This is a genomic window from Roseomonas sp. TS2 (genome assembly GCF_058833935.1).
The window spans coordinates 1-26,916 of the sequence record NZ_JCACVY010000041.1 but is presented as its reverse complement, the minus strand read 5'-3'; the positions used below and the strand labels follow the sequence as shown (position 1 = coordinate 26,916).

Annotated in this window: 26 protein-coding genes; 9 read left to right on the top strand and 17 right to left on the bottom strand. The window is 72.8% G+C overall.

Features of this window, described 5'->3' with window-relative positions; genetic code table 11:
- Positions 1-1,027: PQQ-dependent sugar dehydrogenase (locus ACZJYS_RS09400; RefSeq protein ID WP_493177436.1), on the bottom strand; the 1,027-nt coding region annotated here is incomplete at its 3' end.
- A 332-nt stretch (positions 1,028-1,359) separates the two neighbouring features.
- Positions 1,360-2,424, bottom strand: a complete 1,065-nt coding sequence (locus ACZJYS_RS09395) for an SDR family oxidoreductase (RefSeq protein WP_493177434.1) — start codon at positions 2,422-2,424, stop codon at positions 1,360-1,362.
- 100 nt (positions 2,425-2,524) lie between these two features.
- On the opposite strand from ACZJYS_RS09395, the gene ACZJYS_RS09390 reads away from it, so the two are divergent.
- Entirely contained in the window at positions 2,525-2,902 is a 378-nt protein-coding gene (locus ACZJYS_RS09390) for a winged helix-turn-helix transcriptional regulator (RefSeq protein WP_493177432.1), read from the top strand.
- Positions 2,903-2,966: 64 nt separating this feature from the next.
- Here the strand turns inward: ACZJYS_RS09390 and ACZJYS_RS09385 are convergent, their stop codons facing one another.
- The gene (locus ACZJYS_RS09385) at positions 2,967-3,677 is read right to left on the bottom strand and encodes a type 1 glutamine amidotransferase domain-containing protein (protein ID WP_493177430.1); all 711 of its coding nucleotides are present in this window, start codon (positions 3,675-3,677) and stop codon (positions 2,967-2,969) included.
- A gap of 146 nt (positions 3,678-3,823) precedes the next feature.
- On the opposite strand from ACZJYS_RS09385, the gene ACZJYS_RS09380 reads away from it, so the two are divergent.
- Entirely contained in the window at positions 3,824-4,711 is an 888-nt protein-coding gene (locus ACZJYS_RS09380) for a LysR family transcriptional regulator (protein WP_493177428.1), read from the top strand.
- Between the two features lie 33 nt (positions 4,712-4,744).
- On the opposite strand, the gene guaA is transcribed toward ACZJYS_RS09380, so the two are convergent.
- On the bottom strand, positions 4,745-6,307 hold the full coding sequence (gene guaA, locus ACZJYS_RS09375; protein WP_493177427.1) for a glutamine-hydrolyzing GMP synthase: 1,563 nt from the start codon (positions 6,305-6,307) through the stop codon (positions 4,745-4,747).
- 151 nt (positions 6,308-6,458) lie between these two features.
- Here guaA and ACZJYS_RS09370 point away from each other — a divergent pair, with 151 nt between their 5' ends.
- The gene (locus ACZJYS_RS09370) at positions 6,459-7,181 is read left to right on the top strand and encodes a DUF1028 domain-containing protein (protein ID WP_109516464.1); all 723 of its coding nucleotides are present in this window, start codon (positions 6,459-6,461) and stop codon (positions 7,179-7,181) included.
- Positions 7,182-7,284: 103 nt separating this feature from the next.
- Here the strand turns inward: ACZJYS_RS09370 and infC are convergent, their stop codons facing one another.
- The 11 genes from infC to ccoN all read right to left on the bottom strand — a co-directional run bounded on the left by infC (position 7,285) and on the right by ccoN (position 18,085).
- Positions 7,285-7,797: a translation initiation factor IF-3 gene (infC, locus tag ACZJYS_RS09365; RefSeq protein ID WP_109516463.1), complete on the bottom strand. Its 513-nt coding sequence runs from the start codon at positions 7,795-7,797 to the stop codon at positions 7,285-7,287.
- A gap of 80 nt (positions 7,798-7,877) precedes the next feature.
- Positions 7,878-9,833: a threonine--tRNA ligase gene (thrS, locus tag ACZJYS_RS09360; RefSeq protein WP_109516462.1), complete on the bottom strand. Its 1,956-nt coding sequence runs from the start codon at positions 9,831-9,833 to the stop codon at positions 7,878-7,880.
- A gap of 227 nt (positions 9,834-10,060) precedes the next feature.
- Positions 10,061-10,246 carry a hypothetical protein gene (locus ACZJYS_RS09355; protein ID WP_109516461.1) on the bottom strand — a complete coding sequence of 62 codons (186 nt, stop codon included), beginning with the start codon at positions 10,244-10,246 and terminating at the stop codon, positions 10,061-10,063.
- Positions 10,243-10,407: a cbb3-type cytochrome oxidase assembly protein CcoS gene (gene ccoS, locus ACZJYS_RS09350; protein WP_109516460.1), complete on the bottom strand. Its 165-nt coding sequence runs from the start codon at positions 10,405-10,407 to the stop codon at positions 10,243-10,245. The genes ACZJYS_RS09355 and ccoS overlap by 4 nt, the downstream gene beginning before the upstream one ends.
- A complete protein-coding gene (locus tag ACZJYS_RS09345) occupies positions 10,404-12,776 on the bottom strand; it encodes a heavy metal translocating P-type ATPase (RefSeq protein WP_493177421.1) in 2,373 nt (790 codons plus the stop codon). Before ACZJYS_RS09345 ends, ccoS begins: the two co-directional genes overlap by 4 nt.
- Positions 12,773-13,276, bottom strand: a complete 504-nt coding sequence (locus ACZJYS_RS09340) for a FixH family protein (protein ID WP_493177419.1) — start codon at positions 13,274-13,276, stop codon at positions 12,773-12,775. Before ACZJYS_RS09340 ends, ACZJYS_RS09345 begins: the two co-directional genes overlap by 4 nt.
- Positions 13,277-13,289: 13 nt before the next feature.
- A complete protein-coding gene (gene ccoG / locus ACZJYS_RS09335) occupies positions 13,290-14,774 on the bottom strand; it encodes a cytochrome c oxidase accessory protein CcoG (RefSeq protein ID WP_493177417.1) in 1,485 nt (494 codons plus the stop codon).
- 6 nt (positions 14,775-14,780) lie between these two features.
- Entirely contained in the window at positions 14,781-15,656 is an 876-nt protein-coding gene (gene ccoP, locus ACZJYS_RS09330) for a cytochrome-c oxidase, cbb3-type subunit III (RefSeq protein ID WP_493177415.1), read from the bottom strand.
- 2 nt (positions 15,657-15,658) lie between these two features.
- Positions 15,659-15,835: a cbb3-type cytochrome oxidase subunit 3 gene (locus ACZJYS_RS09325; protein WP_109516455.1), complete on the bottom strand. Its 177-nt coding sequence runs from the start codon at positions 15,833-15,835 to the stop codon at positions 15,659-15,661.
- Positions 15,836-15,849: 14 nt separating this feature from the next.
- On the bottom strand, positions 15,850-16,581 hold the full coding sequence (ccoO, locus tag ACZJYS_RS09320; RefSeq protein WP_493177412.1) for a cytochrome-c oxidase, cbb3-type subunit II: 732 nt from the start codon (positions 16,579-16,581) through the stop codon (positions 15,850-15,852).
- A 13-nt stretch (positions 16,582-16,594) separates the two neighbouring features.
- A complete protein-coding gene (gene ccoN / locus ACZJYS_RS09315; protein WP_109516453.1) occupies positions 16,595-18,085 on the bottom strand; it encodes a cytochrome-c oxidase, cbb3-type subunit I in 1,491 nt (496 codons plus the stop codon).
- A 234-nt stretch (positions 18,086-18,319) separates the two neighbouring features.
- Between ccoN and ACZJYS_RS09310 the strand changes: the two genes are divergently transcribed.
- Both ACZJYS_RS09310 and ACZJYS_RS09305 read left to right on the top strand, forming a co-directional pair.
- Positions 18,320-19,123, top strand: a complete 804-nt coding sequence (locus ACZJYS_RS09310) for a DUF2189 domain-containing protein (protein WP_109516452.1) — start codon at positions 18,320-18,322, stop codon at positions 19,121-19,123.
- Between the two features lie 64 nt (positions 19,124-19,187).
- Entirely contained in the window at positions 19,188-20,126 is a 939-nt protein-coding gene (locus ACZJYS_RS09305; protein ID WP_493177409.1) for a tellurite resistance TerB family protein, read from the top strand.
- 19 nt (positions 20,127-20,145) lie between these two features.
- Here the strand turns inward: ACZJYS_RS09305 and ACZJYS_RS09300 are convergent, their stop codons facing one another.
- The gene (locus ACZJYS_RS09300; protein WP_493177408.1) at positions 20,146-20,682 is read right to left on the bottom strand and encodes a GNAT family N-acetyltransferase; all 537 of its coding nucleotides are present in this window, start codon (positions 20,680-20,682) and stop codon (positions 20,146-20,148) included.
- 138 nt (positions 20,683-20,820) lie between these two features.
- On the opposite strand from ACZJYS_RS09300, the gene ACZJYS_RS09295 reads away from it, so the two are divergent.
- From ACZJYS_RS09295 to ACZJYS_RS09280, 4 genes are all read left to right on the top strand, one after another.
- Positions 20,821-22,038, top strand: coding sequence for a M20 aminoacylase family protein (locus ACZJYS_RS09295; protein ID WP_109516450.1), 1,218 nt, complete (start codon positions 20,821-20,823; stop codon positions 22,036-22,038).
- Positions 22,035-23,636, top strand: coding sequence for an ABC transporter substrate-binding protein (locus ACZJYS_RS09290; RefSeq protein WP_493177405.1), 1,602 nt, complete (start codon positions 22,035-22,037; stop codon positions 23,634-23,636). Before ACZJYS_RS09295 ends, ACZJYS_RS09290 begins: the two co-directional genes overlap by 4 nt.
- Positions 23,637-23,753: 117 nt before the next feature.
- Positions 23,754-24,773: a Bug family tripartite tricarboxylate transporter substrate binding protein gene (locus ACZJYS_RS09285; protein ID WP_493177402.1), complete on the top strand. Its 1,020-nt coding sequence runs from the start codon at positions 23,754-23,756 to the stop codon at positions 24,771-24,773.
- A gap of 186 nt (positions 24,774-24,959) precedes the next feature.
- Positions 24,960-25,946, top strand: coding sequence for a Bug family tripartite tricarboxylate transporter substrate binding protein (locus tag ACZJYS_RS09280; RefSeq protein ID WP_109516447.1), 987 nt, complete (start codon positions 24,960-24,962; stop codon positions 25,944-25,946).
- Positions 25,947-26,094: 148 nt separating this feature from the next.
- Here the strand turns inward: ACZJYS_RS09280 and ACZJYS_RS09275 are convergent, their stop codons facing one another.
- The gene (locus ACZJYS_RS09275; protein ID WP_493177400.1) at positions 26,095-26,817 is read right to left on the bottom strand and encodes a hypothetical protein; all 723 of its coding nucleotides are present in this window, start codon (positions 26,815-26,817) and stop codon (positions 26,095-26,097) included.
- Positions 26,818-26,916 lie beyond the last annotated feature (99 nt).

The following is a 26,916-nucleotide window of genomic DNA, read 5'->3' as shown; positions in this document are numbered from 1 at the left end:
CCGGCGCGATGGCCCGCGCCACCAGATCCGGCCGCTGCGGCGCGACGCGCGCATCGACATTCGGGCCGAAATAGCTGTAGGGCCAGCCATAGAAGCCGCCCGGCCGCAGGGCGGTCATGTAGTCCGGCACCAGGTCGTCGCCGATCTCGTCGCGCTCGTTCACCGCCGCCCAGAGCGCGCCACTCTGCGGATTCCAGGCCAGCCCCACCGGGTTGCGCAGGCCGGAGGCGAAGACGCGCCGCGCCCCCGTGGCGCGGTCGATCTCCAGGATGGCGGCGCGGTCCCGCTCCTCCTCCAGTCCGTGCTCGGCCACGTTGGAGTTGGAGCCGACGCCGACATAGAGCCGGCCGCCATCCGGGCTGGCCACCAGGCTCTTGGTCCAGTGGTGGTTGCGCCCCGCGGGCAGCTCGGAGAGCCTCTCGCCCGGCGCGTCGATGCGGGTGGCGCCCGGCGCGTAGGGGAAGCGCAGCACCGCGTCGGCATTGGCCACGTAGAGGTCGCTGCCCACCAGCGCCATGCCGAAGGGGGAGTTCAGCCCCTCCAGGAAGGCCGTGCGGGTCTCGGCGCGGCCGTCGCCATCGGCGTCGCGCAGCAGGGTGATGCGGTTGGCGCTGGGCGTGCGGGCGCCGGCGCGGCGCATGATGAGGCCCTGCACCCAGGCGCGGAGGCCGCCGCCCATGCCCTCGGGCTTGGGCGGCGCGTTGCTCTCGGCCACCAGGATGTCGCCATTCGGCAGCTCGTAGAGCCAGCGCGGATGGTCGAGCCCGCGGGCGAAGGGCTGCACGCGGAAGCCCGGCGCGGGGGTGGGCATGGCGCCCTCCGGCCAGCCAGTGGCCTTGGCCACCTTCACCGTGGGCAGCAGGCCCTGGCGCGGCTCGGGCAGTTGCGGGCTCGGCCCGTAGCCGGCGGCTTCCGGCAGGGTGGCGCCGCCGCCGCAGGCGGCCAGCGGCAGCAGCAGCGCCAGCGGCAGGAAGCGCCCCGCCCCTGACAGGGCCGCGCGATGGCGCGGGGTTCTGGCTGGGGTCATGGCCGGCGCTTCCTCCTGCTGCGGGCCTCGGCCCTCGCGGAAGGAAACGCCGGCGGTGGCGGAGCGGTGGCGCGGCCGGCTTCAAAAAGGCGCGGCCCCCGCCGGGCTCTCCACCAGGCCGCGCCTCCGCAAAACCCTGCCAAGCCGCGCCTTCGCGCGCGGACCTGCCAAGCCGCGCCTTCGCGCGCGGGCCTACCAAGCCGCGCCTTCGCGCGCGGGCCTGCAAAGGCGCGCCTCCGCGCGCGGGCCTACAAGGCGCGCCTCCGCGCGCGGGCCTACAAGGCGCGCCTTCGCGCGCGGGCCTACAAGGCGCGCCTTCGCGCGCGAGCCCCTCAGGGGATCAGCCGTGCCGCGCGCAGCCGCGCGAACAGGTCCAGGAAGGCATCCTCCGTCGGCTGCTGGTCGAGGAAGCCGAGGCGGCGGCTGCGGGACATGTCGGTGACCACCTCGATCGGCCGGCCCAGATCGGCGTCGGTGTGCCAGGGGGAGGCGAGCCGGCCGAGATCCGGCTCGGCCAGGCCGTGCCGCCCGGCCAGCGCCCGCCAGGTCCCGGCATCCTCCGCCATCTGCCGCTCCAGCGGATGCACCGTGCCGTCGAAGGGCGCCGGTTCCAGCCCGAACCAGCCGGCGATGCGCCCCCACATCCAGCGCCAGCGGAACACGTCGCCATTGACCACGTTGAAGGCCAGGTCGCGCGCCGCCGGGGTGGTCGCCGCCCAGAGCAGGTGGCGGGCCAGCAGCCGGGCGTCGGTCATGTCGGTCAGGCCGTTCCACTGCGCGGCCGAGCCGGGAAAGCGGAAGGGCCGCCCCGTCTCGCGGCAGAGCGTGGCGTAGGCGGCGAGGGTGGTGCCCATGTTCATGGCGTTGCCCACCGCCATGCCGATGATGGTGTGCGGCCGGTGCACGCTCCAGGAGAAGCCGTCCCGCGCGGCGGCGGCGAAGACCTCGTCCTCCTGCGCGTAGTAGAAGTTCTCGACATCGAGCCGCGCCTGCTCCTCGCGGAACGGGGTCTCGGGCAGCACGCCCTTGCCGTAGGATTCGAACGGGCCGAGATAGTGCTTGAGGCCGGTGACCAGCGCGACATGCCGGGTGGCGCCGCCCGGCCGCAGCGCGTCCAGCAGGTTGCGCACCATGGCGGCGTTGACGCGGATGTTCTCCGCCTCGGTGGCCTGCCGCAGCCAGGTGGTGATGAACACCGCCTCCGGCCGCAGCCCGGACAGCGCCGCCGCCGTGCCCGCCGCGTCGCGCAGATCCGCGGCGACGGGACGGATGCCGCCCGGGCCGCTGCCGGGGCGGCGGGACAGGCCATGCACCGTCCACCCCTCCTCCAGCAGCCGTTCCGCCACCGCGTTGCCGACGATGCCGCTCGCCCCGACCACCAGCGCCGTGCCTGCCATGTCCTGCCTCCGGTCCAAATGCGCCCCTCACCTGGGCGGTGGCTTGAGGCGCGTCCAGACGGCACCAATCTGGGACATAGTCACCACGAGGTAACCACCGATGGACCAAGGCAGCCCCGAAGCGGAATGGCGGGAGGATTGCGCGCCGCGCCGCGTGCTGGCGCTGTTCGCCACCAAGTGGACGAGCATGGTGCTGCACACGCTGCACGCCCGCCACCAGGGCACCGCGCGCACCGGCGTGCTGCTGCGCAGCCTGCCCGGCATCTCGAAGAAGATGCTGACCCAGACGCTGCGCGAGATGGAGGCGAGCGGGCTGCTCACCCGCCACGTGCAGGGCAGCGTGCCCCCGGCGGTGGAATACCGGCTGACAGCGCTGGGGCGGCGCTGCGTGGCGCCGGTCGAGCTGCTCTATGCCTGGGGGCGGGAGAACGCGGACGCGCTGGACCAGCTGGCCCGGCGCCCCACCGCCCGCCGCTAAGGCGCCGCCCCGCCCTCACCGCGTCAGCGGCACGGGCGCGGCGCCGGTCCGCAGGCGCAGCGGCTCACAAGGCCTGCGGCGCAGCGCCCGCCACGCCGAGCGCCTCCATCACCAGCGCCGCGGTCGGCGCCGCCGAGGCCGGGTTCTGGCCGGTCACCAGCCGGCCGTCGCGCAGCGCGAAGGGCTGGAAGTCCGGCCCCGCCTCGTGCCGGGCGCCCAGCGCCTTCAGCCGGCTCTCCAGCAGGAAGGGAACCGCCTGGTCGAGGCCGACCGCGCGCTCCTCGCTGTCGGTGAAGGCGGCGATCCGGCGGCCGGCGACGAAGGGGGTGCCGTCCGGCTTGCGGGCGGAAACCAGCCCCGCCGGGCCGTGGCAGACCGCGGCGACGACCCGCCCCTCGCGGTCGAAGCGCTCGACCAGCGCGGCCAGCGCCGCGCTGCCCGGATAGTCGAACATCGTGCCGTGCCCGCCGGGCAGGAACAGCGCGTCGTAGCCCGTGGGGTCGATCTCGGTGAAGCACGGCGTGGCAGCCACCGCCGCCTGCAGCGCCGGGTCCTGCCGGTAGCGCCGGACCGACGCCTCCTCCTCCCCCTCGGCGGCGAGGCTGCGGGCATCGACCGGCACCGCGCCGCCCGCGACCGAGGCCAGGGTCACCGCGGCGCCGGCGTCGTGGAAGGCGTAGTAGGGGGTGGTCAGCTCCTCCAGCCAGAGGCCGGTGGGCTCCGTGCCGGGGGTCATGCGGTCGGCCGAGGTGGTCACGATGAGGATGCGGGGCATCGCTCGGTCTCCTGTTGTCGGGGAGGTGTGCCGGCGCGGCCGGCGCGCCGGCCGCGTCCTGTCCGTGCCGTCCAGATGGGGCAGGCCGGGCATCAGCAAATCCCAGGAAACTGGCGAGCCGCCATAAATCCATTTATGGCAACCCGATGTCGCTGCCACAGCTGCGCACCTTCATCGAGGTCTACCGGCGCCGCTCGCTCAGCGGCGCGGCGCGCGCCCTCGGCCTGAGCCAGCCGGCGGTGTCGCAGCACGTGGCGTCGCTGGAGGCGCAGCTCTCGCACCGGCTGTTCGAGCGGCGCCCGCGCGGCGTGCAGCCGACCGCGATCGCCGACGACCTCGCCGCCGCGCTTGGGAACAGCCTGGACACGGCGGAGGCGGCGCTGGCCACGGCGCGCGCCCGCTCGGCGCGGCTGTCGGGCACCGTCCACATCGCAGCACCCTCCGACTATCTGGGCGAGCATGTCGCGCCGCGCCTCGGGCCGCTGGTGGAGGCCGGGCTGGACCTGCGGCTGCATATCGGCGGCCGCGCGGCGCTGTACGAGATGCTGCTCGATGGCCGCGTCCATCTCGGGCTGACGGCCTCGCTGCCCGAGGATCCGCGCCTCGCCTGCCAGGGGGTGGGCGAGGAGAACCTGCGCGCCGTGGCGGCGCCCGCCATCGCCGCGCGGATCGCCGCCGCGGCGACGCTGCGCGAGGGGCTGGCGGCGGTGCCCCACCTCGCCTACGACCTCGACCGCCCGCTGCTGCGCAGCTGGCTCGAGGCGAACGACATCGTGCTGGAGCGGCTGCCGGCGGTGACGGTGCCGGACCTGCGGGTGCTGCGCGCCAGCCTCTGCGCCGGCATCGGCTGGTCCGTGCTGCCCGGCTACCTGACGCGGGAGCAGCGCGGGGATGGCAGCCTGGCCGAGATCCCGGCGCCGCGGGAGGTGCCGCGCAACCAGTTCTACCTCGTCTGGGCGCGGGCGGCGCTGCGGCACCCGCGCGTCGCCTTCGCGCGGGACATCCTGCTGCAGGCGCTGGCCGGGGGCGGCTGAGCTGCGGGCGGGGGGCTCAGGCCCCCGCGCCGCTCACTCCCACTCGATGGTGCCGGGGGGCTTGCTGGTGATGTCGTAGGTGACGCGGTTGATGCCGCGCACCTCGTTGACGATGCGCCCCGCCACCCGCGTCAGGAACTCCATGGTGAAGGGGTAGACATCGGCCGTCATGCCGTCCGTGCTGGTCACAGCGCGCAGCGCGCAGGCGCTGTCATAGGTGCGGCCGTCGCCCATCACGCCCACGGTGCGCACCGGCAGCAGCACGGTGAAGGCCTGCCAGATGGCGTCGTACAGCCCGGCGGCGCGGATCTCCTCCAGGTAGATGCTGTCCGCCTTCTGCAGGATCTGCACCTTCTCGCGCGTCACCTCGCCGGGGATGCGGATGGCGAGCCCCGGCCCCGGGAAGGGGTGGCGGCCGACGATCTCCTCCGGCATGCCCAGCTCCCGGCCGAGCGCGCGCACCTCGTCCTTGAACAGGTCGCGCAGCGGCTCGACCAGCCGCATCCGCATGTCCTCCGGCAGGCCGCCCACATTGTGGTGCGACTTGATGGTGACGGAGGGGCCGCCGGTGGCCGAGACGCTCTCGATCACGTCCGGGTAGAGCGTGCCCTGGGCCAGGAAATCGGCGCCGCCGATCTTCTCCTGCTCCTCCTCGAACACCTCGATGAACAGCCGGCCGATGGTCTTGCGCTTCAACTCGGGGTCGGTGACGCCGGCAAGCTGGCCGAGGAACAGGTCGGAGGCGTCGCGGTGCACCAGCTTGATGTTGAAGCGGTCGCGGAAGGTCTGCACCACCTGCTCGGTCTCGCCGGCGCGCATCACGCCGTGGTCGACATAGATGCAGGTGAGCTGGTCGCCGATCGCCTCGTGGATCAGCACGGCGGCGACGGAGGAATCGACGCCGCCCGAGAGGCCGCACACCACCTTGCCGTCCCCCACCTGGGCGCGGATGCGGGCGATGGCCTCGGCGCGGAAGGCGGCCATGGTCCAGTCGCCCTGGCAGCCGCACACCTCGTGGGTGAAGTTGCGCAGCAGCTGGGTGCCGTGCGGCGTGTGCACCACCTCGGGGTGGAACTGGATGCCGTAGAAGTGGCGGCTGTCATCGGCCACCATGGCATAGGGCGCGCCGGGGCTGGTGGCGACGATGCGGAACCCCTCCGGCAGCCGCGCCACGCGGTCGCCATGGCTCATCCACACCTGCTCGCGCGCGCCGGGGGACCAGAGGCCCCGGGTCAGCGCGCAATCCTCCTGCACCTCGACATAGGCGCGGCCGTATTCCTGGTGGTCGCTCTTCTCGACCAGCCCGCCGAGCTGCATGCACATGGTCTGCTGGCCGTAGCAGATGCCGAGCACGGGGATGTCCATCTCGAACACCACCTGCGGCGCGCGCGGGCTGCCCTCGTCCACGGTGCTGGCCGGGCCGCCCGAGAGGATGATCCCCTTCGGCGCGAAGCCCTGGATGCGCGCGGCATCGGCCGTGAACGGCCAGATCTCGCAATAGACGCCCGATTCCCGCACCCGGCGCGCGATCAGCTGCGTCACCTGGCTGCCGAAATCGAGGATGAGGATGCGGTCGTGGGAGGAGAGGTCGGCCATGCCGGCTTCCACCACAACCGCACCGCCGAGGCAAGGCTCTTGCGCGGCGCGGCAGGGTTGCGGCACCGATATGGTGCCGGGCCGCCCCTTGATCGGCGGCGGGCCCGCCGCCACGCTGGGAAGCGAACTTTCCAACGGGACGACAACTCCAATGACCTGGTCGATCGTGGCGCACGATCCCGCAACCGGCGCCTTCGCCGTGGCCGTCACCACCTGCGCCTTCGCGGTCGGTGCCTCCTGCCCCTATGTGCGGGCGGGGGTGGGCGCGGTCTCGACCCAGTCCTTCACCAACCGCTACCTCGGCCCGGCGGTGCTGGACGGCATGGCGCGCGGCCTCTCCCCCGCCGCCGCCATCGAGGGCGCGCTGGCCGGCGACGACGGCCGCGCGCTGCGCCAGATCCACGCCGTGGACCGCCAGGGCCGCACCGCCGCCTGGACCGGCGAGAGCTGCGTGGAATGGGCCGGCTCGCAATCCGGCCCCGGCTTCAGCGTGGCCGGCAACATGCTGGCCAACCCCGCCGTGGTGGGGGAGACGGCGGCCACCTTCCGCGCCGGCACCGGGCTGCTGCTGCCCGAGCGGCTGGTGCTGGCGCTGGATGCCGGCGAGGCCGCGGGCGGCGACCGGCGCGGCCGGCAATCGGCCGCCATGAAGCTGGTGACGACGGAGGACTTCCCCGACATCGACCTGCGGGTGGACGACCATCCGGAGCCGCTGGTGGAGCTGCGCCGCCTGCTCGGCGTCTGGCGGCGGGAGCGGGCGCCGGGCCTGGCCACCGCGCCGCGCAAGGCCGACCCCTCCGGGCTGATCGACAAGGCGATGATCGAGGCCGGCTGGCGCGCGCGCGGGCTGGATCTGCGCTTCCCGCGCCGCTGACGGTGGCACGAGGAAGGCCGGGCGCAAAAAAAAAGCCCAGGGGCGATGTCCCTGGGCCTTCGCGACGGCACAAGGCCGGCGGCTCGGATGAGGCGCGGGCCGCTCAGCGCGGCGCCAGCACCATGATCATCTGGCGGTTCTCGAGGCGCGGCATCTGCTCGACCTTGGCCAGCTCGGCCAGCTCGGTGCGGATGCGCTCCAGAACCTTCACGCCCAGGTCCTGGTGGGCCATCTCGCGGCCACGGAAGCGCAGGGTGACCTTCACCTTGTCGCCTTCCTCGATGAAGGACTTGGCCGCGCGCATCTTCACGTCGTAATCATGGTCATCAATGTTCGGGCGAACCTTGATTTCCTTGATCTCGACGATCTTCTGCTTCTTGCGGGCCTCGTTGGCCTTCTTCTGCTGCTCGTACTTGTACTTGCCGTAGTCGGTGATCTTGCAGACCGGCGGCACGGCGTTGGGGCTGATCTCCAGGAGATCCATGCCCAGCTCATAGGCGCGCAGCAGGGCTTCGCGCGCGCTCATCACGCCGAGCATCTCGCCGTCCTGGTCGATCAGGCGCACCTGCGGAACGCGGATATCCTCGTTCACACGCGGTCCGTCGCGGGCGGGCAATTGGTTCGGAATAGGGCCTCGGGCCAGAGTCGGCTCCTGTCGCTGTTGAAACGCTTTGGGTGAGTCTTATGGTGCAGCAGTCACGCTGCTGCAACCATTGCCTGCTCTTTCAGATCGGGAGGCGTTGCCTCCGCCGCAAGGGTGGCCACGGCCTCCTGCAGCGTCAGCGTCACCTGCTCGCGCCCGGGCAGGCGGCGCAGCACCACCTTGCCCTCCTCCGCCTCGCGCCGGCCGATCACGGCCAGCACGGGCACGCGCTGGTCGATATGGTCGACGACCTTGCGGTTGATCTTTTCATTGCGCAGATCGAGCTCCACCGCAAGCCCGGCCTTCTGCAGCGCGGCGGCCACCTGGCGGGCGAAGGGCGCCGCCTCGTCCACGATGGTGGCGACCGCCACCTGGACGGGCGCCAGCCAGAGCGGGAAGCGCCCGGCATGCTCCTCGATCAGGATGCCGAGGAAGCGCTCGAAGGAGCCGAGGATGGCGCGGTGCAGCATGACGGGGCGGTGGCGGTTGCCATCCTCCCCCACATACTGGGCGTCGAGCCGCTCGGGCAGCACGAAATCCACCTGCAGCGTGCCGCACTGCCAGTCGCGGCCGATGGCGTCGCGCAGGACGAATTCCAGCTTCGGGCCGTAGAAGGCGCCCTCCCCCGGGTTCAGCTCGTACTCCACCCCGGCGGTGGCGCAGGCCTGCTTCAGCGCGCCCTCGGCGCGGTCCCAGGTGGCGTCGTCGCCGGCGCGCTTCTCCGGCCGGTCGGAGAACTTCACGCGGAAGCTCTCGAAGCCGAAATCCCGGTAGATCGCCGAGAGCAGCGCGACGAACTCCACCGTCTCGCCGGCGATCTGGTCCTCCGAGCAGAAGATGTGCGCGTCGTCCTGCACGAAGCTGCGGACGCGCATGATGCCGTGCAGCGCGCCGGAGGGCTCGTAGCGGTGGCAGGCGCCGAACTCGGCCATGCGCAGCGGCAGCTCGCGGTAGGAGCGGAGGCCCTGGTTGAAGATCTGCACGTGGCAGGGGCAGTTCATCGGCTTCAGCGCCAGCAGGCGGTCCTTCTCGGACTCGTCGTCCACGGTCGCCAGGAACATGTTCTCGCGGAACTTCTCCCAGTGGCCGGAGGCCTCCCACAGCTTGCGGTCCACCAGCTGCGGCGTGCGCACCTCCTGGTAGAGGGCGGCGTCCAGCCGGCGGCGCATGTAGTCCTGCACCCGGCTGTAGAGGCGCCAGCCCTTGGGGTGCCAGAAGATGCTGCCCACCGCCTCCTCCTGGAGGTGGAACAGGCCCATCTCCTTGCCGATCTTGCGGTGGTCGCGGCGCTCGGCTTCCTCCAGCTGGTGCAGGTGGGCGTCCAGCTCCTTCTGGTCGCGCCAGGCGGTGGCGTAGATGCGGCTGAGCATGGCGTTGCGGTGGTCGCCCCGCCAGTAGGCGCCGGCCACCTTCATCAGCTTGAAGGCGGAGCCGATATCGCCCGTGCTCCGCATGTGCGGGCCGCGGCAGAGGTCGAGCCACTCGCCCTGGCGGTAGATGCTGATCGGCACCTCCACCGGCAGGTCGCGGATCAGCTCGGCCTTGTAGCGCTCGCCCTTGGCCTCGAAGAAGGCGATCGCCTCCTCGCGCGGCCATTCCTCGCGCACGAAGGCGGCGTTCCGCGAGATGATCTCCCGCATCTTCGCCTCGATCGCCGGGAAGTCCTCGGGCGTGAAGGGCTCGTTGCGGGCGAAGTCGTAGTAGAAGCCGCCCTCGATGGCGGGGCCGATCGTCACCTGCGTGCCGGGGTAGAGCTCCTGGACGGCTTCGGCCAGCACATGCGCGGCATCGTGACGGATCATCTCGAGCGCCTCGGGGTCGCGCCGCGTGATGAAGCGCACGGCGGCGTCGGACTCGATGCGGTGGGAGAGGTCGCGCAGCACGCCATCGACCTGCATGGCCAGCGCCGCCTTGGCGAGGCCGGGCCCGATGGCGGCGGCCACGGTGGTGCCCGTCACCGCCTCGTCGAAGACGCGGACGGACTGGTCGGGCAGCGTGATCGCAGGCATCGGAAATCCATTCCCAGAAGCTGGTGGAAAAAGGGCGCCGGACCATGAGGGCGCGGGCGCAGCGCGTCAACGGCTAATGGGTTGATATGGGGTGAAGGCCGCTGCCGCGCCGCCCTGCGGGAAGGGAGGCGGCCATGCCACAGGGGCATGGCCGCGGGGGGCTTCTCGAAGGTCCCCCTTCTCCCGCCGTGTCCCGGCCGGCGGTGGCGGCCGGGAAGCCGCGCGCCTCAGCCCAGATCTTCCGCCTCGTCATAGGTGCGCTTGACCAGGAACAGGGCGAAGAACACCCCGAACAGGAACAGGCCGAGGCCGAACAGGGTCAGCGGCCCGTCCACCGAGGCGCCGGCGGCCAGCAGGCCGGTGAGGGCGATCAGCGCCGAGAACAGCAGGAAGAAGATGCGGGTGGGGCTCATCGGGGGTCTCGCGGCTTGGAGGGCAGGTCGTCGTAGAGGATGCGGGCGGCGGCGCCGTCCAAATCGTCATACTGGCGGGCGCGCAGCGTCCAGAGGAACAGCAGCAGGGCGAGGCCGCCCAGGAACAGCGCCAGCGGCACCAGCAGCAGCAGGGCACTCATGCCTTCACCTTCCCGGCGCGCAGCGCATTGAGGATGACGATGATGGAGGAGGAGGCCATCACCAGCGCCGCGATCAGCGGCGTGGCGTATCCCAGCACCGCGCAGGGCACCGCGACCATGTTGTAGATCAAGCTGAAGGCGATATTCTGCCGCGCCAGGCGCTGCGCCCGCCGCGCCACGCGGATGGCGTAGGGCAGCGCCCCCAGCCCTTCCCCGCGCAGCACCAGGTCGGCCGCGCCCTGCGCCAGGTCGGTGGCGCCCTGCGGCGTGGCCGAGACATGCGCCAGCGCCAGGGCGGCGGCGTCGTTGATGCCATCCCCCACCATCAGCGGCCGGTGCCCGGCCACGCTCAGCGCGGCGATGCGCTCCGCCTTGCCCTCCGGCGTGGCGCGCGCCTGCCACGGCCCGATGCCGGCGGCGTGGGCGGCGGCCTCCACCGCCGGCGGCGCGTCGCCCGAGAGCAGCTCGGCCTCCAGCCCCAGCTCCCGCAGCGCCGCCACGGCGGGGGCGGCATCCTCCCGCAGCCGGTCGGCGAAGCGGAAGGGCACGGGGGAGAGGCCGGGGCGCGCCAGCCACAGCGTCAGCCCCTCATCCTCCTGCGGCAGGCCGATGAAGGGGGCGCTGCCGAGGCGCGTCTCGCCCTCCGGCCCGCCCCCCTGCACACCGGCGAGGCGGAGGCCCTGGCCCGGCACCTCCACCACGCCCTCCGGCGCGGGGGGCGCATCGGGGCAGGCCGCCACCAGGGCGCGCGCCAGCGGGTGGCGCGAGGCCCGCGCCAGCGCCGCCGCCTCGCGCAGCGCCGAGGGGGGCCGGCCCGGCTCCTCCAGCAGCACGGGGCGGCCTTCGGTCAGCGTGCCGGTCTTGTCGAGCACCACATGGCCGGCGCCGGCCAGCCGCTCCAGCGCGGTGGCCGAGGCCACCAGCACGCCGCGGCGGAACAGCGCGCCGCTCGCCGCCACCTGCACCGCCGGCACGGCGATGGCGAGGCCGCAGGGGCAGGTGATGATCAACGCGGCGACGGCCGGCACCAGCGCCGCCTGCCAGGAGACGCCCACCCACAGCCACCAGCCGAGGAAGGTGGCCAGCGCCACCGCATGCGCCGCCGGCACGTAGAAGCGCGCCGCCTTGTCGGCGATGGAGACGAAGCGGCCGCGCGCCTGCTCCGCCCGCTCCAGCAGCCGCGCCATGGCGGCGAGCGAGCCGTCGGCCAGCGCGGCGGTGACGCGCAGCACGAAGGGGTCGCCGAGATTCACCGCGCCGGCGGCCAGGGCCTCGCCCCGGCGCAGCAGGCGCGGCAGGCTCTCGCCGGAGGTGGCGGCGGTGTCGACCAGCGCCTCGGGGCTATCCACCACCCCGTCCAGCCGCAGCCGCTCGCCGCGCGCCAGCAGGATGCGGTCGCCGGCGCGGATGGCGGCGGCGGGGCAGGACTCCGCCACCCCCGACGAGCAGAGCCGCTGCACCGTGCCCTCCTGCAGCGCCAGCAGCTCGGCCACCGCCTGGCGGGCGCGGCGGCGCGCGGCGCGGTCCAGCACCCGGCCCGCCAGCAGCAGCGCCAGCAGGGCGGTGGCACCGTCGAACCAGGTGTAGTCGCCGTTGCGCAGCGTCTCGGAGAGGCTCATCGCCGTGGTGGCGAGGATGCCGAGCGAGACGGCGAGGTCCATGTTCGGCCGCCCCGCCCGCACCGAGCGCCAGGCGGAGCGGTAGAAGGGCATGCCCGCCACCAGCACCACCGGCAGGCCGATGAGCGCCGCCAGCCAGTGCATCAGGTGGCGCGTGGCCTCGCCCATGTCGGTGCCGGCCCAGACCGCCACCGAGACCAGCATGACGTTCATCATGCCGAAGGCGGCGATGCCGAGCGCGCGCAGCAGCGCCCGCCCCTCGGCATCCTCGGTGGCGCGCAGGCAGGCGGGGGACCAGGGCGCGGCGCGGAAGCCGAGCCGGGCGATCAGCGCCACCAGCGCGTTGGCGCGCGCCGCCCCGCCCCGCCATTCCAGGGTGAGCCGGCGGGCCGAGAGGCTGGCGCGGGCGCGCAGCACGTCCGGCTCCTGCGCCAGCGCCTGCTCCAGCAGCCAGACGCAGGCGCCGCAGGTGAGGCCGGAGACCATCAGCTCCAGCGTGTGGGTGCCGCCGCGCCCGGGCAGGGCGAGGGCGGCGAAATCCGTCTCGGGCGGGGCCTCCGCCGGGCGCAGCGTGCCGGCGGCGGTCTCCTGCCGGCGGTAGAAGGCATCGAGGCCGAGGCCGGAGACCAGCGCGTGCGCGCCCGCGCAGCCCGCGCAGCAGAAGCGCGCCGCCCCCTCCGGCAGGGGCGCGCCGCAATGGGCGCAGGCGGCGGCACCCCGGGGCGCCGCCTCGGCCAGCAGCGCGGTCATGGCGCGGCGCTCCTCACCACGATCCTCTGGCGGATGTCGAACTGCCGGCCGCCCGGGCCGGTCAGCACCAGCCGCGCCTCCCACTGCCCCGGCCATGGCGGATTCGCCTCGGCGAGGAAGTGGCCCGGCGCGGCGGCGGCGAAGTTGAGCGGCACCGTCTCGCCGCTCAGCGGGCGCAGCAGCAGGCCCTGCACCGTGCCGGCCACGGGGCGGCCCGCCGCATCCTCGGCGGCGAGGGCGAGCACCCCCTCCTCCAGCCGCAGCGTGGCGCGCCAGCCCAGCGCCCGCTGCCGGGCGCTCTCGGCCAGCACGTCATTGTAGGCGAGGCCGCGGTCATAGGCGCGGCCCACGGTGACGCCGGTGAAGCTGGACAGCGCCGCCCAGATCAGCATGCCGTTCACCGCGATCACCAGCGCCATGCCGCCCACGAACACCCAGGGAATCCAGCCGCTGCGGCGGGGCCGGGGGAGCGGGGCGGCGGCGGCGGTCGAGCCATCCATGGCGGAAACTCCCTTACTTCGGGCCGAGGAAGACGCTGCGCTCGGACAGCACGGTGCGGCCCTCCGCATCCAGCAGGCGGAAGCGCACCGGCGTGCTCTCCGCCAGCCGCAGGCCCGCGGGCGCGGTGACCAGGGCGCGCCACTGCGTCACCCCGTCCGGCCGCAGCGCCAGCAGCGGGCGGCCGGCGGCGTCCGTCTCGCTGTCCTGCACCACCAGGCGGAAGCCCTGCGGCGCGTCCAGCGCCAGGGCCAGCGCCGCCTCGCCGCGCCGGCGGTTGGCCAGCTTCAGCGTGTAGCCGTTGCGCAGGGCGCCGTCGGAGAGGCGGACATAGAGCGGCGCGCGGTCGCGCAGCACGGTCAGCGTCGCGGTGTCGCGCAGCAGGAAGGCGCCCAGCATCACCAGCGCCACGGCGCCCAGCACGCCGGCATACATCCAGGTGCGCGGGCGGGAGAAGCGCACCGGCTGGCGCGCCTTCATGCCGCAGACCTGCCGCACCGGGCCGGGTGCCAGGCCCGTGGTGGCGGCCTCGCTGGCGGCGAGGTTGGCCAGCGTCTCAAAGGCGACGAGGCCATTGGGGCGGCCCAGTTTGCGCATCACGTCGTCGCAGGCGTCGATGCACAGGCCGCAGCCGATGCATTCGAGCTGCTGCCCGTCGCGGATGTCGATGCCGGTGGGGCAGACATGCACGCAGGCGCGGCAGTCGACGCAGTCGCCGATGCCCTCGGCCTTGGCCTTGCCGCGCGGCTCGCCGCGCCAGGCGCGGTAGGTGACGACGAGCGAGTTCTCGTCCAGCATCGCCGCCTGGAAGCGCGGCCAGGGGCACATGTAGGTGCAGACCTGCTCGCGCGCCCAGCCGGCCAGCACGTAGGTGGTGGCGGTGAACAGGCCGAAGAAGAAGTAGGTCTCGAGGCTGGCGCCGCCGGTGAGGATCTCGCGCGTCACCGTCGGCGCGTCCTGGAAGTACATGATCCAGGCGCCGCCCGTGGCCGCGGCGATGGCCAGCCAGGCGGCGTGCTTCGCCGCCTTGCGCGCCAGCTTGGCGCGGCTCCAGGGCGCCGCGTCCAGCTTCATGCGGGCGTTGCGGTCGCCCTCGATCTTCCGCTCCACCCACATGAACAGGTCGGTCCAGACCGTCTGCGGGCAGGTGAAGCCGCACCAGACGCGGCCGAACAGCGAGGTGGCGGCGAACAGCCCGATGGCGCCCAGTACCAGCAGCCCGGTGAGGAAGTAGATCTCCTGCGGCCAGATCTCGATCCAGAACAGGAACAGGCGGGCATTGGCGATGTCGGCCAGCACCGCCTGGTCCGGCATCCCCGGGCCGCGCTCCCAGCGCAGCCAGGGCACCAGGTAGTAGAGCGCGAGGCAGAGGGCCAGGATCGCCCATTTCGCCCGCCGCACCCGCCCCTGCACGGCGCGCGGATAGACCTTCTGCCGGCTGGCGTAGAGCGAGGGCTCCGGCGGCGGGGCGGTCCTGTCGGCGGGGTCGATCCGGCCCATGGCGCGCTACTCCGCCTCGCCGCCGCCGAGGGCGTGGACATAGACGGCGAGCATGTTCACCACCGCCGGGTCGAGCCGCGTGCTCCAGGAGGGCATCACGCCGGCGCGGGCATAGGCGATGCTGTGCACCACCGCCGCCTTGTCGCCGCCATAGAGCCACACCTGGTCGGCCAGGTTGGGCGCGCCCATCTCGCGGTTGCCGAGGCCGCGCTCGCCATGGCAGCTGGCGCAGTTCTCGGCGAAGAGGGCAGCGCCGCGCCCGGCGGCCGCCGGGTCGGTGGCGCGGCCGGAGAGGCCCAGCACATGCTCGGCCACGTCGTTCACCTGCGCCGGCTTCAGCAGCCCGTCGGCCAGGAAGCGCGGCATCATGGTGGCGCGCGCCGCCTCGTCCTCGGTGTTGCGGACGCCGTGGCGGATGGTGTCGCGGATCTGGTCCAGCTTGCCGCCCCAGATCCAGTCATCGTCGGCGAGGCTCGGGAAGCCGCCCGGCGCGCCCTGCCCGCCCGCGCCATGGCAGCCGGCGCAGTTGTTGGCGAAGGCCACGCGCCCGCCGGCGAGGGCGAAGTTGCGCAGGTCGGCATCCGCCACGATCTGCTGCGGCGTCGCCCCGCGCAGCGCGTTCAGCATCGGCGCCTGCTGGTTGGCGCGCTCCACCATCTCGTCGACGATGGCGCCGCGCGCCGTCCAGCCGGTGAAGCCGGTGGCGCCGCGGATCGGCAGCGCCGGGTAGAGCACCACCCACACCAGCGCGAAGACGATGGTGGCGTAGAAGGTGTAGATCCACCACTTCGGCAGCGGCGTGTTGAGTTCCTTGATGCCGTCCCACTCATGGCCGGTGGTGTCCCGGCCGCTGACGGCGTCCTTCTCGATCTTGGTCGGCATCGTCAGATGCTCCGGTTCGGGCGCCGCGCGCGCGGCGCCTCGTCGCGCAGGGGAATGTCGGCCAGCGCCTGGTAGGCGTGGCGCCGGCCCGGCCGCAGCACCCAGGCGAGGATGAAGCCGAACAGCAGGAAGAACCACACCACCCAGGCGGCCTTCAGCAGCGGGTAGATCGCGAGCATCGCCCCCTCCCCGCTCACTGCTGCCGCACGCGCTCGGGCGTGACTTCGCTGAACGTCACCAGCGTGCCGAGCATCTGCAGATAGGCCACCACCGCGTCCATCTCGGTGATGTCGCGGCCATTGCCGTCGAAGGCGCCCTGGCGCGCGCGGGCGTAGCGGCCCTGGAAGCCGGCAGGGTCCTGGTCCGGCTTCGCCTGCGCCTCGAGGTCGGCCTTCGCGTTGGCGATCATCGCGTCGGTGTAGGGCACGCCGACGGCGCGCTGGCCGCGCAGGTTGTCGGCGATGTCGCGGTAGTCGAGCCGGCGGTCGAGGAAGGCGTAGGGCGGCATCACGCTCTCCGGCACCACGGCGCGCGGGCTGCGCAGGTGCGCCGCGTGCCAGTCATCCGAGTAGCGGCCGCCGACACGGGCGAGGTCCGGCCCCGTGCGCTTGCTGCCCCACTGGAACGGATGGTCGTAGAGGCTCTCGGCGGCGAGGCTGTAGTGGCCATAGCGCTCCAGCTCGTCGCGGAAGGGGCGCACCATCTGGCTGTGGCAGGTGTAGCAGCCCTCGCGCACATAGATGTCGCGGCCCATCAGCTCGAGCGGCGTGTAGGGGCGGATGCCCTCCACGCGCTCGATGGTGGTCTCCACCGCGAAGAGCGGGACGATCTGCACCAGGCCGCCGATCGAGACCGTGATGAGGGTGAGCACCCCCATCAGGATCAGGTTCTTCTCGACCAGCGCATGGCTGAGACGACGGAACATTGCTGCCAGTTCCTTATTCGGCGGGGGAGGCGGCGGGGAAGACGGGGGTGACGAGCGGCTGGGTCTGCGGCACGTCGCGCACGGTGCGCCACAGGTTGTAGGCCATCAGCAGCGCGCCGCTGAGGTAGAGCACGCCGCCCAGCATGCGGATGACGTAGTAGGGGTGCATCGCCGCGACGGTCTCGACGAAGGAGTACTGGAGGAAGCCCAGCTCGTCGTAGGAGCGCCACATCAGCCCCTGCATGATGCCCGACACCCACATGGCGGTGATGTAGAGGACGATGCCGAGGGTCGCGATCCAGAAGTGCCACTCGGCCAGCTTCTTCGAGTACAGCTCGGTTTTTCCCCACAGGCGCGGCACCAGCCAGTACAGCGCGCCGAAGGTGATGAAGCCGTTCCAGCCGAGCGCGCCCGAATGCACGTGGCCGATCGTCCAGTCGGTGTAGTGGGAGAGCGCGTTCACCGCCTTGATCGACATCACCGGCCCCTCGAAGGTGGCCATGGCGTAGAAGCCGACGGCGGCGACCGAGAAGCGCAGGCCCGGATCGGTGCGCAGCTTGTCCCAGGCGCCGGAGAGGGTCATCAGCCCGTTGATCATGCCGCCCCAGGAGGGCATCCACAGCATGACGGAGAACACCATGCCGAGGGTCTGCGCCCAGTCCGGCAGCGCGGTGTAGTGCAGGTGGTGCGGGCCCGCCCAGATGTAGAGGAAGATCAGCGACCAGAAGTGGATGATCGACAGCCGGTAGGAATAGACCGGCCGGTCCGCCTGCTTCGGGATGAAGTAGTACATGATGCCGAGGAAGCCGGCGGTGAGGAAGAAGCCCACCGCGTTGTGGCCGTACCACCACTGGATCATCGCGTCCTGCACGCCCGAGGCGGCACCGTAGGACTTCACGTGGCCGAGGCTGAGCGGCAGCGCGATGTTGTTGCCGATGTGCAGCATCGCCACGGTGATGATGAAGGCGAGGAAGAACCAGTTGGCCACGTAGATGTGCGGCTCCTCGCGCCGGAGGATGGTGCCGCCGAAGGCGACCAGGTAGGACACCCACACCACCGTCAGCCACAGGTCCACATACCATTCGGGCTCGGCGTATTCCTTGCCCTGGGTCACGCCCAGCACGTAGCCGAGCGCCGCCATGACGATGAAGAACTGGTAGCCCCAGAACAGGAACCAGCCCATCTCCTCGCCGCCGAACAGCCGGGCGCGGCAGGTGCGCTGCACCACGTAGAGGCTGGTGCAGAGCAGCGCGTTGCCGCCGAAGGCGAAGATGACGGCGCTGGTGTGCACCGGCCGCAGCCGGCCGAAGGTGGTCCATTCGAGGTCGAGGTTCAGCAGCGGGAAGGCCAGCTGCGAGGCCACCACCACGCCGACCAGGAAGCCCACGATGCCCCAGAACAGCGTGGCCACCGCCATGGCCCGGATCGGGCCGTCCACATAGCTCTCCTGCCGCCAGCTGCCGCTCACTGCGGCGAGGCGCGCGGCGTGGCCTCCTTCGGGCATGGCTGAAATCTCCGGTCGTCTGCGGGGGAGGCCGCCCCCGGTGCGGCCGCGCCGGCCTCCGGGGCCCGCGCGGGATCAGGCGGCAGGTAGCGCCCCCGCCGCTCGCGCGTCCTTGATCCGCATCAACCCCGCGCGCCGCATCCGCCGCTATGGTGCCGCCGCAACACCGCCCCCAGCACCCCACCCGCAGCACACCATTCGCAGCACACCATTCGCAGCACAGGGACCCCGCCGATGCCGCAGACGCACGCCATCGCCACGCCGCAGGCCATCCCGGCGCCGCGCGCCGTGCCGCACGACCGCCCCTGGGCCTGGCTGGCCGCGGGCTGGAACGACCTCTGGGCGGCGCCGCTGCTCGGCCTCTCCTACGGCGCGGCGCTCACCCTGGCCGGCTGGGCCCTGGCCCTGCTGGCGCAGCGGACGCACACGCTCTGGGCCATCCTGCCCGCCACCGCCGGCTTCTTCCTGGTGGCGCCGCTGCTGGCCGCCGGGCTCTACGAGGTCTCCCGCCGCCGCGCCGTGGGGCTCGGCAGCGGCTGGCCGCAGGCGCTGGACGGCTTCCGCCGCAATGGCGGGCAACTGGCGATGATGGGCGGCGTGCTGCTGCTGCTGCACCTGTTCTGGGTGCGGCTGGCGGGGCTGCTCTTCGCCCTCTGCTTCGGCACCGGCTTCTCCCCCTCGCTGGAGCGGCTGCCGCTGGCGCTGCTCGGCTCCGAGCGGCTGCTGCCCTTCCTCATCGCCGGCACGGGGATGGGCTTCCTGCTGGCGGCGCTGGCCTTCGGCATCTCCGCCCTCTCCGTGCCGATGCTGGTGGCGCGCGACATCTCCGCCATCGAGGCCGTCATCGCCTCCTGGCGGGGGGTGATGGAGAACTGGCGCGCCATGGCGCTGTGGGCCGGGCTGATCGTGCTGTTCATCGGGCTGGCGCTGGTGCCCTTCTTCCTCGGCCTCGTCGTCGCCCTGCCGCTGATCGGCCACGCCACCTGGCACGCCTACCGCGACATCTACCCCGACCTGCCGCCGGGCCCGGCCGACTGAGGGCGCGCCCCCCGGCGGCACATGAACGGCGTGTCATCTTGCGCGCGCCCCGGCGCATCCCGACATGCAGGGCATGATCGACGCCAAGGCTCTCCTCGACCGCTTCCTGGGTGCCGGCCTGTCCGGCCAGCAGGGCCAGCGCCCTCCCGGCTCCCCCTCGGGTGCCTCGCCCTCAGGTGCCTCGCCCTCAGGTACCTCGCCCTCAGGTACCTCGCCCTGGGGCGCGCCGCCCCCCGCCGGCAATGCCTCCGGCGGCGGCGGGCTGGCCGGCGGGCTGGCGCAGGCCGCGCAGCAGATCCTCGGCCGCGGCGGGGCATCGGGCGGCAGCGGGCTGGGTGGCAGCGGACTGGGTGGCAGCGGACTGGGTGGCAGCCTGGGCGGGCTGGCGGGCATCACCGCCGCCGGCGGGCTGCTCGGCACCATGCTCGGCAAGAAATCCGGCAAGCGCGGCGGCGGCGGCGGGCTGCTGAGCCATGGCGGCGCCGCGGTGCTGGGCGCCCTGGCGCACCGCGCCTGGCAGAACTGGCAGGCTGGGCAGGCGCCGCAGGCCGCCCCCACCGTGACGGCGCGCGACGTCGAGGCGGTGGAGCCGCGCTTCCTGCCCGGCGCGGCGCCGGCGGCGGGGGGCGAGGCCTTCGAGCTGTCGCTGATCCGCGCCATGATCGGCGCCGCCCGCGCCGATGGCCATATCGATGCCGAGGAGCGCGCGCGCATCTTCGAGCAGGTGGAGAAGGCCGGGCTGGACGCCGAGGCCAAGGCCTTCGTCTTCGACACGCTCGACACCCCCATCGGCGTCAGCGAGGTGGCCGCCGCGGCGCGCACGCCGGAGCAGGCGGCGGAGATCTACCTCGTCTCCTGCCTCGCCATGGACCCGGACGAGCCGGCCGAGCGCGCCTACCTGGCGGCGCTGGCGCACCGGCTGAAGCTGCCCGAGGGGCTGGCCGAGCATCTCGGCCGGCAGGCCGAGGCCGCCATCCGGCCAGCGGGCCGAGCGGCAGGCTGAAAGGCCGCGCGCGGCGGGCCTACAGCCGCCGCGTCATGAACAGCAGGTCGAGCCAGCGGTCGAACTTGCGGCCGACCTCGCGCAGCACGCCAGCCTCCTCGAACCCCGCCTTGCGGTGCAGGGCGACGGAGGCGGCGTTGCCGGCCTCGATGGCGCCCACCATCACATGCAGCCCCGCTCCTTGGGCGTGCGCCACCAGCGCCTCCAGCAGCGCGCGGCCGATCCCCTTCCCCTGCGCCGCCGGGTCCACATAGACCGAGTGCTCCACCGTGGCCGCGTAGCCGGCGAAGGGGCGGAAATCGCCATAGCTGGCGAAGCCGCGCACCACCCCGCCATCGACCGCCACCAGCACCGGCAGGCCACGCCCCTGCCGCTCCCGCAGCCAGGCCAGCCGCGCCTCCAGCGTCGCCTCGGCGGTGTGCCAGATGGCGGTGGTCTCGCGGATGGCCTGGTTCAGGATGGCCAGGATGGCGGGCAGGTCTGCCTCGGTGGCGTCGCGTATCTCGGGGCGGATCTCGGGCATGGTCGGGCGCATCCGGTTGGGGAGGGAAACCATTCTTCCATCATGCTGGACAATCGTCCACAGAATGCCCGCCCCCCGCCCGCCGATGGTTGACCGCCGCCGGGCCGGGCCGCAGTTTGCCTGCCCCCACACGCAGCCCACGCGCACAGACCCCAGGGAGGGAGCGAACCGATGCGGCAGGACGTCCTGAACGACATCAAGGCCTACGAGCCGGAACTGACCGAGATCCGCCGCGACATCCACCGCCACCCGGAGACCCGCTTCGAGGAGCACCGCACCGCCGCCCTGGTGGCCGCCAAGCTGCGCGAATGGGGCATCGAGGTCACCGAGGGGATCGGCGGCACGGGCGTCGTCGGCACGCTGCGCGGCGGCCGCGCGGCCGGCAGCAACCAGCCCCGCGCCATCGGCCTGCGCGCCGACATGGACGCGCTGTTCATCCAGGAGGAGAACAGCTTCGCCCATGCCTCCACCGTTCCCGGCAAGATGCATGCCTGCGGCCATGACGGCCACACCACCATGCTGCTCGGCGCGGCGAAGTACCTGGCGCGGAAGCCGGACTTCGCCGGCACCGTGCACTTCATCTTCCAGCCCGCCGAGGAGGCCGGCACCGGCGCCCCCGCGATGATCCGCGACGGGCTGTTCGAGCGCTTCCCGGTCGATGCCGTCTATGGCATGCACAACACGCCGGGCATGCCGGTCGGCCAGTTCGCGACGCGCCCCGGCCCGATCCTGGCCGGCGCCGATTTCTGGGGCGTCACCTTCCAGGGCACGGGCGGGCATGGCGGCGCCGCGCCGCACCTGGCCACCGACGTGACGGTGGTGCTGGGCCACTTCCTGCTCGCCGTGCACACCATCCTGCCGCGCAACCTGAAGCCCACCGAGAGCGCCGCGCTCTCCGTCGGCCATGTCAATGGCGGCACCTTCGGCTCGCCCAACGTGATGCCGGCCAAGGTGACGGTGCGCGGCACGGCGCGCTACTTCCGCCCCGAGGCGCAGGCCGTCATCAAGGCCCGCCTCCAGGCGCTGGCCGAGACGCTCGCCGCCGCCCATGGCTGCACCGCCGAGTTCACCTACGAGGCGCTCTGCCCGCCCACCGTCAACACGCCGGAGAAGGTGCCGGTGGCCAATGCCGCCGCCGCGGCGCTGGTGGGCGAGGCGCAGGTCGGCGAGTTCCCGATGAGCACGGGGGGCGAGGACTTCGCCTTCATGCTGCAGGAGAAGCCGGGCGTGTTCATGCGCATCGGCAACGGCGTCAACGCCGATGGCAGCTTCCACAACGTCCACACGCCGCAATACGACTTCAACGACGACATCCTGGCGCTCGGCGCCGCCTACTGGGCGAGCCTGGTGCAGCAGGAGCTCGGCGGCGCCGAGGAGAACCGCGCATGAACCGCCTTTCCCGCGCCATCCGCGCCACCCTGCCCAAGGCCGTCCTGATGGGCGCCACCGCGCTGCTCGGCGCCGCCGCCCTCGCCCCGGCCGGCGCGCAGACGCTGAGCATGGGCGTCTCCGCGCCGCCCGCCAGCATCGACCCGCACTACTACACGCTGACGCCGAGCATCATGCTCTCGGCGCACATGTTCGAGGCGCTGACGCAGCGCGACGAGAACGCCCGCATCCGCCCCAGCCTGGCGGAATCCTGGAAGCTGGTGGACGACACCACCTGGGAGTTCACGCTGCGGCCGGGGGTGAAGTTCCACAACGGCGCGCCCCTCACCGCCGAGGACGTGGCCTTCTCCATCCGGCGCGTGCCGACGGTGCAGAGCCCGAGCTCCTTCGCCGTCTACACCCGCGCCATCACCGGCGTGGAGGTGGTCGATGACCGCACCGTCCGGCTGAAGACCGCCAAGCCCTACCCGCTGCTGCCGAACGACCTGTCGCAGATCTTCATCATCCCGCGCAGCCTGGGCGAGGGCGTCGCCTCCGCCGCCTTCAACAGCGCCGATGTGGCGGTGGGCACCGGGCCCTTCCGCTTCGTCCGCTACGCGCCGAACGACCGGGTGGAGATGGTGCGCAACGACGCCTACTGGGGCGCCAGGCCCGAGTGGGAGAAGGTGGACTACCGCATCATCACCAATTCCGGCCCGCGCGTCGCCGCCCTGCTCTCGGGCGACGTGGCGATGATCGACAACGTGCCGACGCCCGACATCGCCAAGCTGCGCGCCGACAACCGCGTCTCGGTGGTGGAGGGCACCAGCCTGCGGCTGATCTTCCTCGGCCTCGACGTGTTCCGCGCCGTCTCGCCCGACATCACCGGGCCGGAGGGCGAGAAGCTGGAGCGCAACCCGCTGCAGGACAGGCGCGTGCGCGAGGCGCTCTCCATCGCCATCAACCGCCCCGCCATCGTGCAGCGGGTGATGGAGGGGGCCGCCGTGCCGGCGGGGCAGTTCATGCCGCCGGGCGCCTTCGGCCACGAGCCCGCCATCCCCGTGCCGGCCTATGACGTGAACCGCGCCCGCACCCTGCTGGCCGAGGCCGGCTACCCGAAGGGCTTCAGCGTCACCCTGCGCGGCCCGAACGACCGCTACGTGAACGACGCGCAGATCCTGCAGGTGGTGGCGCAGATGTGGACGCGCATCGGCGTGAAGACGCAGGTGGACGCGCAGCCCCTGGCCACACTGATCGGCCGGCTGAACCGCTCCGAGGCCTCGGCCTACCTGCTCGGCTGGAGCAACAGCCTGGGCGAGCCCTCCACCTCGCTGCGCGCCATCCTCGGCACCCGCACGCCGGAGAGCGGGCTCGGCCTGTCCAACTACGGCCGCTACAGCAACCCGGAGATGGACCGGCTGACGGCCGAGGGCCTCGCCACGCTCGACGAGGGCGCGCGCGAGCGGCTGCACCGCCAGGCGATGACGCTGGCCATGGAGGACGTGGCGCTGATCCCGCTGCACACGCAGAAGAGCGTGTGGGGCCTGCGCCGCGGCCTCACCTACGTGCCGCGCGTGGACGAGCAGACCCTGGCCACCGAGGTGCGCGCCGCGCGCTGAGCGCGCAAACGGGCCGGGGCTGCGCCGCAAGGGCTTGCCCCGGCCGATCGGAATGCGACATGAACGAGGGCGGACAAGGCCGGCGCACGGGATGCCGGCCACCGCGAGGAGACGATCATGCCGCACATGCACCGCCGCGCCCTGCTGGGCACCGCCCTGGGCGCCGCCAGCCTGCCGCTCGCCGCCTTGCCCCGCCACGCCGCCGCGCAGGATGCCGGGAACTGGCCGAACCGCCCGGTGCGGCTGATCGTGCCCTTCGTCCCCGCCGGCACCACGGACATCGCGGCGCGCATCCTGGCGGCGCGGCTGCAGCAGCGCCTCGGCCAGCCCTTCCCGGTGGAGAACCGCGCCGGCGCCGGCGGCAACATCGGCTCCGACGTCGTCGCCAAGGCGGATCCGGACGGCTACACCATCCTGATGCAGACCGTCTCCTCCGGCGCCATCAACTACGCGCTGTACGAGGGGCAGATCCCCTACAAGCCGTCCGACCTCGCCAATGTCGGGCTGCTGATCCGCGTGCCCAACGTCATCTTCGTCACCAACAACCTGCCGGTGAAGACGCTGGCCGAGCTGGTGGCGCTGGCGAAGTCCAAGCCCGGCCAGCTCAACCACGGCTCCTCCGGCGCCGGCACCTCGCTGCACATGACGGGCGAGCTGCTGAAGCTGGAAGCGGGCATCCAGATGACGCATGTGCCCTTCCGCGGCGCGGGCCCCATGCTGGCCGAGATCATGGCCGGCCGCATCGAGGTGGGCGTGGACAATTTGCCCTCCGCCATCGGCCATATCCGCGACGGGCGGCTGCGCGCGCTCGCCGTCACCACCGCCACCCGCAGCGCCGCCCTGCCCGACGTGCCGACCACCGCCGAGGCCGGCTACCCCGGCGTGGAGGCCACCGGCTGGTTCGGCGTGCAGGCGCCGGCGCGCACGCCGAAGCCCATCGTCCAGAAGCTCGGCGCCGAGATCAACGCGGTGGTGGGCGAGCCGGAGACCTGGGCCAAGCTCGCCGATCTCGGCGGCATGAAGCCCGACCTGATCCCCGGCGGCGGCACCAGCCCCGAGGCCTACGAGACCTTCGTCGCCGCCGAGGTGAAGAAATGGGCCGAGGTGGTGCGCCGCTCCGGCGCCAAGGTGGACTGATCCCGAACCCCGCGGAGCGCGGTGCCCTCCGGGCGCGGGCTCCTCTGCGCGGGATCTGGCATGAACCGGGGCGGGCCGGGGAGGCTCCGGCCCGCCCCGGTTCCGGCAACCGGCGGCTCCCCTGCGGGTTGCAACGCCGCCCCCGCTGGTCTAGCTGGGCCTGCAAACGTTCTCGAAGGATGCGCAATGACGCTGTCTCGCCGCCTCGTCCTGGCCGGTTCCGGCCTGCTCGCCGCTCCCCTGCTCGCCAGGCCCGGCCTGCTGCGTGCCCAGACCACCTTCCCCAACCGCGCGGTCCGGCTGGTGGTGCCCTTCCCCGGCGGCGGCGCCACGGATGTGACGGCGCGCGTGGTGGCGGAGCGCCTCTCGGCCATGCTGGGCCAGCCGGTGGTGGTGGACAACCGCCCGGGCGCCGGCGGCATGCTGGGCTCCGACATGGTGGCCAAGGCCGACCCGGACGGCCACACCCTGCTGATGTGCACCATCGGCACCGCCAGCATCAACCAGTTCCTCTACTCCAACATGCCCTACCAGGTCTCGGCGCTGACCGAGCTGGCGCTGGTGAACTCGCTGGCCAACGTCGTCACCGTGCCGGCCGACAGCCCGCTCAAGACGTTCAAGGACCTGCTGGAGAAGGCCAAGGCGCAGAAGGGCACCCTGACCTACGGCACGCCGGGCAACGGCACCTCCGGCCACATGTGCGGCGAGCTGCTGAAGAGCCGCACCGGCACCGACATCATCCACGTGCCCTACCGCGGCAGCGCCACGGTGATCCCGGACCTGCTGGCCGGGCGCATCGACATGGCGATCGACAACCTGCCCCCCTACCTGCCGCACATCAACGAGGGCCGGCTGCGGGCGCTCGCGGTGACGAGCAAGGCGCGCTGGTTCGCCCTGCCGGACGTGCCGACGGTGGCCGAGCTGGGCGTGGAGGGCTTCGAGGCCGAGGCCTGGTTCGGCCTGCAGGCGCCGGCCCGCACGCCGCGCCCGATCCTGGAGCGCATCTCCGGCCATGTGGCGGAGATCCTGAAGGAGCCGGCGGTGCTGACCCGGCTGCGCGACATCGGCAGCGAGCCGCGGCCGCTCGGGCCGGAGGCGTTCAGCGCCTTCATCCAGCAGGAGAACGCCAAGTGGAAGGAAGTGGTCCGCGTCTCCGGCGCGCGGCTGGACTGAGCCGGGCCCGCCGCAACGGCGCCGGCTGAAATCGGCGCCGGCTGAATATGGGGCCGGCTGATAGGGGGCCGGCTGAATATGGGGCGGGCTGAACCGCAGCCCGCCGGCCCAAAGTGGGGCCACCCCCCGGCACCTGCCCCCTTCCGCCTCAGCCGTTCAGCAGCGCGTCGATCTCCGCCTGCGACATCGGCGCGGCGGCCGGCGCGGCGCCGGCGCCGTTCAGCAGCGCATCGATCGCGTCCTGCGACAGGTCGGGCGTGGCCTGGGCGGCATCGCTGGTGGTGCGCATCTGCGCCTGCACCTTCACCTGCGGCACCATCGCGACGGTCGCGGCGCTGACGCCGGGCACGATCTGCTCCAGCATGGTCTCCACCTGCTGCAGATGCTGGATGGCGCGGCGGATGCGCTGGCCGGTGATGTCCTGGAAGCTGCACGCCTCGAAGATCGAGTTCACCCGGGCGGACAGCGCCTCGATCGAGGCCTGGTCCTTCTGGCCGCTGCTGATCCAGCTCTGGATGGCCTCGGTGGCCTCCATGATGGTGTTGGCCGCCGTCTCGGTGGCCTGCACCACCGCCTCCAGCTCCAGCCCGCTGTTGCGGGTGCTGGCGGCGGGAATGGCGACGAGCTTGGCGATCTGCTCGTGCACCAGCCCCAGCTTCTGCGAGATCTTCTCCTCCGCCATGTCGGCCATGTCGGAGGTGGCGGCGACCTCGGCGCTCAGCTCGGCGATGCGCCGGTCGACGAAGACGCGCAGCTCCTTGAAGAGCGGCCCCATCTCCTCCTGCAGGGCGGCGCGCAGGGCGGCGCCCAGCCCGTCGGCGGCCTCCGCGGGGCTGGGGCTGACGGGCGCGATGCTGGTCTGGTCATCCATCGTGAACTCCGGCGCGACGGTGCATCCGGCCTTGTGGCGCGGCGATGGTGAACAAACCCTTATGGCGTCGCGCCTCGCGCGGCGGCGCCTTCGTCACGA